General features: G+C 71.9%; 12 protein-coding genes and 1 pseudogene. 8 read left to right on the plus strand and 5 right to left on the minus strand.

Features of this window, described 5'->3' with window-relative positions:
• The 8 genes and pseudogenes from EAO76_RS08240 to EAO76_RS08275 form a co-directional block, all read left to right on the plus strand.
• Positions 1-1,210, plus strand: a 1,210-nt coding sequence (locus EAO76_RS08240) for a VCBS repeat-containing protein (protein ID WP_222872140.1), incomplete at its 5' end; no start/stop codon positions are given.
• 310 nt (positions 1,211-1,520) lie between these two features.
• A complete protein-coding gene (locus tag EAO76_RS08245) occupies positions 1,521-1,907 on the plus strand; it encodes a DUF6415 family natural product biosynthesis protein (RefSeq protein ID WP_148834796.1) in 387 nt (128 codons plus the stop codon).
• Positions 1,904-2,203, plus strand: coding sequence for a hypothetical protein (locus EAO76_RS08250; RefSeq protein WP_148834798.1), 300 nt, complete (start codon positions 1,904-1,906; stop codon positions 2,201-2,203). Before EAO76_RS08245 ends, EAO76_RS08250 begins: the two co-directional genes overlap by 4 nt.
• Before the next feature lie 13 nt (positions 2,204-2,216).
• Positions 2,217-2,360 (plus strand): annotated as a pseudogene (locus EAO76_RS08255) (VapC toxin family PIN domain ribonuclease); the annotation flags it as partial.
• Positions 2,361-2,491: 131 nt separating this feature from the next.
• Positions 2,492-3,148, plus strand: a complete 657-nt coding sequence (locus tag EAO76_RS08260) for a class I SAM-dependent methyltransferase (protein WP_148834800.1) — start codon at positions 2,492-2,494, stop codon at positions 3,146-3,148.
• A 35-nt stretch (positions 3,149-3,183) separates the two neighbouring features.
• On the plus strand, positions 3,184-4,137 hold the full coding sequence (locus EAO76_RS08265) for an N-acetylmuramoyl-L-alanine amidase (protein WP_148834802.1): 954 nt from the start codon (positions 3,184-3,186) through the stop codon (positions 4,135-4,137).
• Positions 4,138-4,328: 191 nt separating this feature from the next.
• A complete protein-coding gene (locus EAO76_RS08270; protein ID WP_148834804.1) occupies positions 4,329-5,150 on the plus strand; it encodes a hypothetical protein in 822 nt (273 codons plus the stop codon).
• A gap of 123 nt (positions 5,151-5,273) precedes the next feature.
• Entirely contained in the window at positions 5,274-6,284 is a 1,011-nt protein-coding gene (locus EAO76_RS08275) for an LLM class F420-dependent oxidoreductase (protein WP_148834806.1), read from the plus strand.
• 586 nt (positions 6,285-6,870) lie between these two features.
• Here EAO76_RS08275 and EAO76_RS08280 read toward each other — a convergent pair.
• From EAO76_RS08280 to EAO76_RS08300, 5 genes are all read right to left on the minus strand, one after another.
• Positions 6,871-7,482 (minus strand): VOC family protein, encoded by a 612-nt coding sequence (locus EAO76_RS08280; protein WP_148834808.1) that lies wholly within the window; start codon positions 7,480-7,482, stop codon positions 6,871-6,873.
• A gap of 241 nt (positions 7,483-7,723) precedes the next feature.
• Entirely contained in the window at positions 7,724-8,506 is a 783-nt protein-coding gene (locus EAO76_RS08285; RefSeq protein ID WP_148834810.1) for a maleylpyruvate isomerase family mycothiol-dependent enzyme, read from the minus strand.
• Positions 8,507-8,591: 85 nt separating this feature from the next.
• Positions 8,592-9,188, minus strand: coding sequence for a hypothetical protein (locus tag EAO76_RS08290; protein ID WP_148835643.1), 597 nt, complete (start codon positions 9,186-9,188; stop codon positions 8,592-8,594).
• Between the two features lie 180 nt (positions 9,189-9,368).
• Positions 9,369-10,439, minus strand: a complete 1,071-nt coding sequence (locus tag EAO76_RS08295) for a prenyltransferase (protein ID WP_148834812.1) — start codon at positions 10,437-10,439, stop codon at positions 9,369-9,371.
• Complete coding sequence (locus EAO76_RS08300; RefSeq protein ID WP_148834814.1) at positions 10,436-11,194, minus strand: class I SAM-dependent methyltransferase; 759 nt, start codon at positions 11,192-11,194, stop codon at positions 10,436-10,438. The genes EAO76_RS08295 and EAO76_RS08300 overlap by 4 nt, the downstream gene beginning before the upstream one ends.
• Between the last annotated feature and the right edge of the window lie 47 nt (positions 11,195-11,241).

The following is an 11,241-nucleotide window of genomic DNA, read 5'->3' on the forward strand; positions in this document are numbered from 1 at the left end:
GTCCGCGCCCGGTCCGTTCGTTTTCACGTCCCCGGCCGCTCCCTTTTCCCCGGCCGGTGCGGCGGAGTCGGGGTGCGGGGCGGAGCCGGCGCCGGAGCTGGAATCGGATCCGGAGTCGGAGTTCCAGGGCAGTGGGGCGAAGTACAGGGCCGTGGCGGTGGCCGCGTTGTTCGTCTCCGCGGCCACCGCCACGGCCCTGTACTTCGCCCCACTGCCCTGGAACTCCGACTCCGGATCCGATTCCAGCTCCGGCGCCGGCTCCGCCCCGCACCCCGACTCCGCCGCACCGGCCGGGGAAAAGGGAGCGGCCGGGGACGTGAAAACGAACGGACCGGGCGCGGACTGGGAGGACCGCGGCGTCATCCAGCCCGAGAAGTTCCCGTCCACGAGCACCTTCCGGATGGTCAACATCAACCCGGAGGATCCCAAGGCCGAATTCGTCGTGGTCGACAAGGACCAGAACTTCCGGTTCTGGTGGAACAACGGCCCATCGGGCACGGGCTGGAAGCCCTTCAGCCCGGGGAAGAACTCCTACACGGCTCCGGCCGGGGCCGAGGGCGGCACGCTCCACTTCGGCTACATCGACGGGGACGATTTTCCCGACTGCATGGTCGTCGCCCCGGACGGCCGGATGACAGTCCACACCTGGAAGGGGGAGAGCCCGGAAGGCGCCCGCATGTGCATGAACGACTACACCGGCACCCCCGACGTGTTCTCGGAAGGAGCCACCGGCGATCGGCCGTCCGTCGATCCGAAGGCCCGCATTCTGTTCGCGGACGTCACCGGAGGCGGGCGGGACGACTACCTGTTGATCGGGCCGGACGGTACGACGAGGGCCTGGTACAACCGGGATTTCCAGTCCGCGAACGGACGGGAGTACCTGGACTGGGCCCCGCCCGAGGACATCGACGGCGTCCGGAAGGAGTCCGAGGAGATCCTGTACGCGGACATCGACGGGGACCTGCGTGACGACCGCGTCCTGATCACCGCCGAGGGCGGCGCCCTCGCCTGGATCAACGAGGGCGCCAAGGGGGCGGGCGGGAAGTTCCGAAAGTTCGGAAGGATCGCGGAGGACTCCGGAGTACCCCCGCAGGAGGTGCGGTTCGCCGATGTCGACGGGGACGGAAGGGCCGACTTCCTCCGCATCGAACGGAACGGCGTGATCCACGCCTGGCTCAACAAGATCGACCCGGAGCGCTTCGGCAGCTGACACCCAGGGGCCCCGCCCTTGCACGGCGTCACCCAGCGTGATGGAGAGCGTCCTGCTGTCGCAAGGGGTGTTCTGCGGGAGTGCAGAACACCCCGTCCGGGGACGCGAACGCGCTGGAGCAGCAAGGACTTTCGCGCGGAAACCCGCTCGCAGAAAACCGCTGCGGCACTCCCCCGGCTGCCGTCCGCGCTGCGACGATTACCGAAGGTTGCCGAAACGGGCGCGTACGACGGCATCGCCGCGCGGCCCGTCCGCCTGCCGCCACTCCCCCAGATCCGCAGATCCGTAGGTCCGAGCCAGGAGCCCCCCCATGACGCATCCCTCTACACCCTCCTCGACACCCCTCTCCCCGGGCCAACCGCAGCGGGCGGCCGACGGCGTCCCTCCCCTGGACGTCGAATCCGCGCTCCGGGCCGCCGACGAGGCCCTCGCCCTCCGGCTCGGCACGGTCACGCGCCAGGAGATCGACGCCCGGACCGGCGAACTGCGCGGGCACGTCGTCCTCCTCGCCGATGCGGTGCTCGACCACGCGCGGACCGCCGCGGCCCGCTCCGTCCGGTGGGAGGCCGACCAGCTCCTCGCCTCGACACCGAGGGACGGCGCGCTCGTCTTCGGCGCGTACCAGCATCTGCGCGACCTCGCCCGGATGCTGCGCCGGCTGGCCGACTCCGCGGCACAGCACGGGGGAACGGCATGAGCATCGACGCCCGGCCGTGGGACCACCGGCCGTGGGACTCGACGTTCGCACCACCGGGCCGGACCTGCCCCGCGTGCCTGCGTCCGGTCCAGCCGCTCGACCGCTGTTTCCGGGGCGAGATCCCCGGGGCGGCCGAGGAGCYGGTCGTCCTCTACCGCCACATCGACTGCGCGAACCCGGAGCGTCCCTCGGCCCGACTCCGGCGGGACCGCCGGCACCCCGGCGAGCAGGCCGCCGAGCGGTGTCCCGACCCGGAGCGTCTCGCGCGCTTCCCCGGGGCACACCCCCAGGGGTGACATCAGGTAGCACCGGGTGGCCGACCTGATGATCGCGTCGATCGCCATTGCGGAGGGACTTCCGCTCTTCACCACGGACCCGGACGACTTCAAGGGGCTGGACGGCCTGCTCACCGTCGTTCCCGTCACACGGCCGAAGGTGCTTCACGACCGGTAGGGCCCGCAGAAGGGTGTGCCGGACCGTCGCTCCGCGCCGACCGCCCCGCCCGTGTCGCGGGCCGAGGGGTGCGGCACGATGGGGCGGTTGTGCAGACGTGCAGCCGTAACCGTCGTCACCAGGAGGAACCCGTGCCCGCCGAGTCCGCCGTCGAGCCGTCGCCCGAGATTCTCGCCGCCTTCCAGGCCGCCAAGGGCTTCATGCCGGTGGGCGAGGGGCTCGCGCTGTACCGGGCCGCCGTCGGGGCCGCCGCGCTGGGGTTGCCGATCCTGGAGGTCGGCACGTACTGCGGGCGCTCCACCATCCTGCTCGCCGACGTCGCGCGGGCGGCCGGTGTGACGGCGCTCACCGTCGACCACCACCGCGGCAGCGAGGAACAGCAGCCGGGCTGGGAGTACCACGACCCGACCGTCGTGGACCCGGAGGTGGGGCGGATGGACACACTGCCGACCTTCCGCCGAACCCTGCACGCGGCGGGCCTGGAGGACCACGTGGTGGCGCTGGTCGGGCGGTCGCCGCAGGTCGCGGCGGTCTGGGGCGGGAAGCTCGGGTTCGTGTTCATCGACGGCGGGCACACCGACGAGCACGCCAACGCCGACTACGAGGGCTGGGCGCCGCACGTGGCCGAGGGCGGGCTGCTGGTGATCCACGACGTGTTCCCGGACCCCGCGCACGGCGGCCAGGCCCCGTACCGCATCTATCTGCGGGCGCTGGAGTCCGGCGCGTTCACCGAGGTCTCGGTGACGGATTCGCTGCGGGTGCTGCGGCGTACCGGGACCGGCATCTGAGGGCGGCCGTCCGAGGGCCCCGATAGCATCGCGTGGTGCCGTACGACGAGAGCGTTCCCCCCACACCGCGCCGCCGGCCCCTGATCGCCGCCGTCGCGCTCGCAGCCGTGTGCCTGAGTGCCGCGGGCTGCGGCGCGGGCGACGACGGGGGCGGCGGCACCGCTGCCCGGCCGGGGCCGAGCGGCAGCGCCGCCGCCTCCGCGCCGACCTCCGCGTCGGCGTCGCCGTCGAGGAGCGCTCCGGCGCCGGGGAAGAAGTCCGCCTCCCCCACCACTCCTTCCGCTTCCGCTTCCAGGCCCGCGAACAAGATCCCCGGGCCGTTGTCGGGCAAGACCGTTGTGATCGATCCCGGGCACAATCCGAACAATCGCCTGCACACCCGGGAAATCAATCGCCAGGTGGACATCGGGACCGGGCACAAGGAGTGCGACACCACCGGCACCTCGACCAATTCCGGTTATGCGGAAGCCCGGTTCACCCTCGACGTGTCGCACCGGTTGCGCGATCTCCTCGCGAAGCAGGGGGCCGAGGTCCTGCTGACGTACGACGACGACCGCTCGTACGGGCCGTGCGTCGACGAACGGGCCCGGATCGGCAACAAGGCGAAAGCCGACGCGGTGGTCTCGGTGCACGCGGACGGTTCCGCGGTCGGCAACCGCGGTTTCCACGTGATCCTGCCCGCGGCCGTGCGGGGCGGGGCGGCGGACACCTCGAAGATCGTCGGTCCGTCGCGCGATCTGGGAACCAGGATCGCCGGTCTCTTCGTCCGAGCCACCGGAAGCGCTCCCTCCAATTACATCGGCGGCAATACCGGATTGGACACCCGCAAGGATCTGGGCGGACTGAATTTGTCGACCGTGCCCAAAGTCTTCATCGAATGCGGCAATATGCGTGATCCCAAGGACGCCGCGCTGCTCACCAGCCCGGACTGGCGCCAGAAGGCCGCGCAAGGCATTGCCGATGGCATCAGTAGCTACCTCAAGGGGTAACAAGAGGTGGTTCTGGGGCGAAAATGGGGGGATGTACGTCCAGCCTCCGGGCAGGGCCGCAGCCCGACCGGTCAGACGATAGATTCATCCGTACGATGGGGGCCTCCCCCGAGCTTCATGCCGTGCCCGCCGTACCCGTGCAGGCGGCAGCGACGACCGCCCAGACGAGACGACCGACTAAGGACCTTCACGTGAATATCCGCTCCCTCACTCGAGGCGACGGCGTGGTGATCGGAGCAGCGGTCGTGCTGTTCATCGCCTCTTTCCTCGACCTCAACGGCTTCGACTGCCCCACGGGCGTCAACTGCTCCGGCTACGACTCCGCGAACGCCTGGGACTCGCTCGGGCTCCTCATGAGCCTCTTCCTGGCGGGCATCATCGGCGCGGTGCTGGTGATCGTGGGCCGCTCCATGCCGACCCGCAAGGTCGTCGGCTTCGACCTCGTCCAGTTCGGCGCCGCGTTCACCGTCTTCTCGCTGTGGACGGCCTTCTGGACGATCATCGACGCCGGTGACGCCGGCGCCGGCATGATCCTCGGCCTGCTCTCGACCATCGTGCTCGCGGGCGGCGCGGTCGCCACCCCGCTGGTCCCCGCGCTCAAGGCCCCGCTGATGGGGGCCCCGAGCCCGCAGGCGGTGCAGCCCCCGTACGGCCAGGGTCAGCCCGGCCAGGGCTACGGGTACCCGGGCGGCGCCCAGCCGCAGCCGTCGTACGGCGGCCAGCCCTCCTTCGGCGGTCAGCCGCAGGCCGGCCAGCCCGACCCGCAGAACGCCCAACCGCAGGCCACGGGCGCGGGCGCGGGTGCGCCGACCGGTGACTTCACCCCGTTCTGGTTCGCGGTGCCGGTGGCCCGTCCGCTGTACGGCGAGGACGGTTCGCCGTCGCCGATCGCCGAACTGGCGCCCGGCACCTGGTACCTGGCGGTCGAGCAGCGCGGCCAGACCCTGATCGCGCAGACCCAGGACGGCCGTCGTGGCGTCCTCCAGGACACCACGGGCATCCAGCGCGGCTGAGTCCACGCACCACCCGTGACGACGACAGCGGCCCCCCGCCCCTTCCGGGCGGGGGGCCGCTGTCGTACCCTCCGTCCGTGCGCATCGATCTGACTGGGCGTCAGAAATGCTGGGAGGTGTCGGATGCGGCTCGGACTCGCGCTCGGCTACTGGGGCCGGGGACCCGACCCCGCCCATCTCGAACTGGCCAGGACCGCAGAGCAGTTGGGGTACGCGTCGGTGTGGACGGCGGAAGCCTGGGGCTCGGACGCGTTCACCCCGCTGACCTGGATCGCCGCACACACCTCCCGCATCCGGCTGGGCACCGGCATCGCGCAGATGGCGGCGCGCACCCCGACCGCGACCGCCATGCACGCCCTCACGCTCGACCACCTCTCCGGCGGCCGGATGATGCTCGGCCTCGGGCTGTCCGGTCCGCAGGTGGTGGAGGGCTGGTACGGGCGGCCGTTCCCCGCGAGCCCGTTGACCGCGACCCGTGAGTACGTCGACGTCATCCGCCAGGTGCTCCGCCGCGAGGCGCCCGTGGAGTTGGACGGGCGGTTCCACTCCCACCCGTACACCGGCCCGGACGCCACCGGGCTGGGCAAGCCGCTGAAGCCGATCACCCACCCGCTGCGGTCGCGGCTGCCCGTGCTGCTCGGCGCGGAGGGGCCGAGGAACATCTCGCAGACGACCCGGATCGCCGACGGCTGGCTGCCGCTGTACTGGTCGCCGCTGCGCACCGACGTGTACGCGGCCTCGCTCACCGACCTTCCCGAGGACTTCATGATCGCTCCGCTGGTCCGCGCCCGGGTCTGCGACGACGTGGCGGAGGGGCTGCTGCCGGTGAAGGCGATGCTCGGCTTCTACATCGGGGGCATGGGGCACGCGGCCCGCAACTTCCACGCCGACCTGATGGCGCGGATGGGATACGAGGCGGAGGCCCGGCACATTCAGCGGCTGTTCCTCGAAGGGCGCAAGGAGGAGGCGGTACTGGCCGTGCCCGACGCGTTCGCGGACGAGATCTCACTCGTCGGCCCGCGCGAACGGATCGCGGAGCGGCTGGAATCGTGGCGCGCGGGACCGGTCACCGACCTGCTGGTGACGGCGCCCGACCCGCACACCCTGCGGGTACTCGCCGAACTCAACGGCTGAGGGCTGTCCCGTGATCCGCGCCCGCCCGGGATTGCGGGACAGCCCTCAGGACGCGCTTCGAAAATGGTGTCGTGGCGGGTCACCGGTGACGGGACGTACTGCCGGAGCAGGTCCTGGCGCCGTCCATACCACACCTTGCCGGAACCACAACGGGCCCTGTCCGGCATCGACTATAGTGACGGGCTCCCGGTTACAGGAACCGGCCGCAATCCTCAGGAACGAAGTCGAGTCGCACCACCTTCATCGGGGAGAAGCTGTCTGTGTGGGACTTGGCTCCGTCCGATCCGCGTGTGGTCGGGCCGTATCGGACCCTCGCGGTGCTGGGCGAGGGAGGCATGGGCCGGGTATTACTGGCCTCCGACCCCACGGGCGGCCTCGTCGCGGTCAAACTCGTACGCGACACGTTCGCCGCCTACGACGACACCTTCCGACAACGCCTGCGCCGCGAGGCCGTCGCCGCACAAAGAATCCACAGCCCCCGCACCGCCCGGGTCATCAACGCCGACGCCGACGCCGGAGTCCCCTGGCTGGCCTACGAGTTCCACCACGGCCCCACCCTCCACCACGCCCTGACCCCCCTCACCCGTCAGCACCGGGGCCGGCATCGGCACCGGTACCTGGCCGGGTCGGTCGGCCAGGTACCGGTGCCGATGCCGGCCCCGGTGCTGACGGGTGAGGGGCGCACCCGCCGTCGGGTCGCGGTGCGCTCCCAGGGCTGCGGGTCCGGGTACGTCAGGAGCTCCAGGGTGCTGCCCCACGGGGTGCGCAGGTACGCGAACCGGTTGCGCTCCCCCGCCTCGGGGCCCGGCAGCGGCTGCGGGTCGGCGAGCAGCACGGCCCCCGCGGCCACGCAGTCCCGTACGGCCGCGTCCAGGTCGTCGGCGTACAGCGCCAGGTGCTGCCAGCCGAAGTCGCAGGGCAGCACCGGGGGTTCGCGGCGGGGCCCCTGGAACTCGAACAGCTCGATGCACGGGCCGTCGCAGGGCAGGGCCAGCATCCTGACCGCCAGTTGCAGGGTGCCCGCCGGGACCCCGAGCCGCCGCTCGACCTCCGGCCCGCCGTTCGGCCCGTCCTGGCGGCGCAGGGTGTCGTAGAGCACCTCGGCGCCGAGCGCCCTGACGAGGAAGAGGGTCGCGGTCTCCACGTCGGGGACCGTGACCCCGATGTGGTCGATGCCTCGCACGGTTGTGGCCGTCATGGGTTCACCGCTCCTGTCCGGGACCGCGCCGCCCGGCCCGCCCCGGAGCGGGCCGGGACCTGCGTCGTAACCCCGCGCGGGCGCCGTCTCCCGGAACCGGGCGCACCCGGTTCCGGCGTCCTGCCCCGCGCGGGCGGCCGTCCCACCTCCAGCTTCGCTCAGCCCCGCCCCGCCCGCACAGCGGGCCCGGACGGCGTCCCGCCCGAATCGGGCCGGGGCCTGCCGGAGCCTCGGGCCGGGCTCAGCCGAACGAGGTGCGCTTCAGCCAGAAGTCCAGCAGCTCCGCGTCGCCCAGCACCTCGACCCGGTCGCTGTCCGGCCCGAGACGGCGGTTGAAGACCAGCATGATGTCGGTGAGCGTGCCTCGCAGCGCCACGGTCGCCTTCTCGTGGGCGCGCCGCCAGGTGAAGCCGTCGTCGCCGAACTCGATCAGCCACTCGGCGTCCGGGACGTCCGTGGCGTGCAGATGGATGGAGCGCCCGGCCCCGGTCAGCTCGGCGGCCTCCGGGTCGCCCACGGCACGAACGAAGGCGACGATCTCCAGCCACTCCTCGATGGTGTCCGCGGCCAGCGCCGGCGGCACCTCGTAGTCGGTCTTCGCGGCGAGCGCGGCATCGGCGTGGTGGACGATCGTCTCGTGCGCCATCCGGCGCGCCCAGAATCCCGTGCTCCGTTCCCACGCCCAGGTCCACACCTCCTGGTCCGGCCCGGTCTCCCGCAGTGCCCGGACGGTCTCCGCCGCGCCCTCCTCGAGCCAGGCGTCGAGCACGTCGGGGTCGTCGCCCTCCGGCTCGAACCGCGGCACCTGCTTGTCCGTGACCTCCTCGGTGGCCCGGGTGCGCACGATCTCGCCCACCCAGCGGTGGGCTCCGCCGACGTGCACGGCGAGGTCGCGCAGGGTCCAGTCGGGGCAGGTCGGGACGGTCGCGCCGAGGTCCGCGCCCCGGAGCGATGCCCTGAGCGCGTCGGTGCGGGCGATGATCTCGGCGCAGTAGTCGTCATGCGAAAGCGGAAGTGAACTCATGTGGCGAACCCTAGTGCGACCACGAACCGGAGCCCCATCGCTTTATCCGCGCCCCCACTCCTTCCGACCAGGTGGACTTCCCTTCCTATCCGCCGAGTTGAGCGGTGCTGGGCACTTTGTCCTTCACCTCGGCGCCCGCGCTCGCGCCCGCGTCCTTGACGCTGTTGATCACGCTCTCGAAGACCCCGATGTCGCCCTCGCCCGCCTCGCCCCTGCGGAGCTTGGCGCCCAGGTCCTTGAGCGACTCGATGCCCGCTGTCAGTGGTGCGATCGCCTTCGACAGCAGCGGGTCGCCCTTGGCGTTGACCGCCGCCGCCTTCAGCCGGTTGTAGGTGAAGGCGCCCGCGAGCCCGGCCTTGACCAGTGCGAAGGTCCGCCCGTCCGCGCCCTTCTTGAACTTGCCCGCCCGGTACGGCTTGACGATCCACTGGTACGTGGCCCCGGCCGCGAGCCCCGCGTTGCTGACGAAGCGCGCCTTGGCGAACTTCTGCGCCTGAGCCGAGGACGTCCCGCTCGGGGAGGCCGTGACGCTCACGCCGTCGCCGTCGTTGCCGCCGCACCCGGTGGCGCCCACGAGCAGGGCACAGGCCAGCAGCAGGGGAACGAGCGTCCGGCTCAGCGGTACGGGACGGGGCGCGGCCGGACCGGACCCGCCCGGCTCGGGCGCGGCGGGGCCGGTCATGGCGGAACTGGGCACGGTGGGCCTCCTGGCCGGACACCTCGGAAATCCCTGCACAAACGGAGAGTGACCGATTTCGGCACTCTCCGTAAGGTTCGTCCGGCCCGGTGCGGCCTGCCACCCGGGAAACGCCGTCCGGGTGGCCGGGGCCACCCGGCCCCGAGCAGGGCCGGGCCGCTCCGGTCAGCAGCAGTCGGGGTCCAGTCCGCGCGGCAGGTGCTCGCCGCCGAAGACCGCGGTGGTCGCCTCGTCGCCGCCGAGCGCGGCCACCGCGAGCAGCAGCGAACCGGCGGTCCAGGTGGTGAGCTCCTGGGGCCATATCGCCCGGTTGCCCTCGAAGACGTACCCCGTCCAGTACATGCCGCCCTCGGCGCGCAGGTGCTGGATGGACTGGAGGATCTCCAGCGCCCGGTCGGACTCGCCCATCACCCAGAGGGCCAGGGCGAGTTCGGAGCTCTCGCCGCCGGTGACCCACGGGTTGGGGAGCACGCAGCGCACCCCGAGGCCGGGGACGACGAAGCGGTCCCAGCCCTCCTCGATGCGGTCCTTGGCGGCCTTTCCGGTGAGCGCGCCGCCGAGGACCGGGTAGTACCAGTCCATCGAGTAGCGGCTCTTGTCCAGGAAGCGTTCCGGGTGGTCGCTGATCGCGTGGGCCAATGCTCCGGCGGCCAACTCCCAGTCGGGCTGCGGTTCCTCGCGCCGCTCCGCGATGGCCAGCGCGCAGCGCAGCGCGTGGTGGATGGAGGAGCAGCCGGTCAGCAGCGCGTCGTGGACGGGGGTTCCGTCGGCCTCGCGCTTCCAGCCGATCTGGCCGCCGGGCCGCTGGAGCCGCAGGACGAACTCGACGGCGGCGTAGACGGTCGGCCACATCCGGTCGACGAAGGCGTCGTCGCCGGTGGCGAGGTAGTGGTGCCAGACGCCGACGGCCACGTACGCGCAGAAGTTGGTCTCCAGGCCCCGGTCGGTCGGCTGCCCGGGGTCGCCGTCGTGGTAGGCGGCGTACCAGGAGCCGTCCTCGTTCTGGTGCCGGGCCAGCCACTCGTACGCGCGTCCCGCGGCCTCGTGCTCGCCCGCGGCGTCGAGGGCCATGGCGGCCTCGGTGTGGTCCCACGGGTCGAGGTGGTGGCCCCGGAACCAGGGCAGCGCGCCGTCCTCGCGCTGGACGGCGAGGAGGGCGGCGACGGTCTCGGCGGCCTGCTCGGCGGTCAGGACGCCGGGCAGCACGAGGTGTTCGGTCTGCTCGGGAACGCTCACGCCTCGGCCCTGGCGATGTCCTCGGCCGCGGCGGACGCGGGCAGGTGCGGCTTGGTCGCGTACGCCACGAAGCTCTTGCCGACGACCGGGTTGAGGAGCTGCTCGGCCACCCGGGTCGCCATCGGCTTCTTCATGATGTCCCAGACCAGCAGCTTGTGGTACGCGCGGACCGGCAGCGCTGCGTCCTTGCCGTCGCGGCTCACTCCGAATGCGCACTTGAGCCACCAGTAGGGCGAGTGCAGGGCGTGGGCGTGGTGGGTGCCGTACGGCTTGAGGCCGGCGCCGCGCATCTTGGCGAGCAGTTCGTCGGCCTTGTAGATGCGGATGTGGCCGCCCTCGACCTCGTGGTACGCGTCGGAGAGCGTCCAGCAGACCTTCTCGGGGCCGTAGCGCGGCACGGTGACCGCGATCCGGCCGCCGGGCCGGAGCACCCGGACCATCTCGGCGAGCACGCCCTTGTCGTCGGGGATGTGCTCCATGACCTCGGAGATGATCACGACGTCGAAGGACTCGTCGGGGAACGGCAGGTTGAGCGCGTCGCCCTCCATCGCGGTGGCGGTGGCGCCCTCGGGGGCCTCACCGGCCTCCTTCATCGCGGCGAACCACTTGGCGACCTCGCGGATCTCCTCGCCGTTCCGGTCGAGGGCCACGACCTGGGCGCCGCGCCGGTAGCACTCGAAGGCGTGGCGTCCGGCGCCGCAGCCCAGATCGAGCACTCGGTCGCCGGCGGCGAGCGGGAAGCGGGTGAAGTCCACCTGGTCGGAAGGAGTGGGGGCGCGGATAAAGCGATGGGGCTCCGGTT

This window comes from Streptomyces sp. sk2.1, assembly GCF_008120935.1.
In the GTDB taxonomy this organism is placed as follows: Bacteria; Actinomycetota; Actinomycetes; order Streptomycetales; family Streptomycetaceae; genus Streptomyces.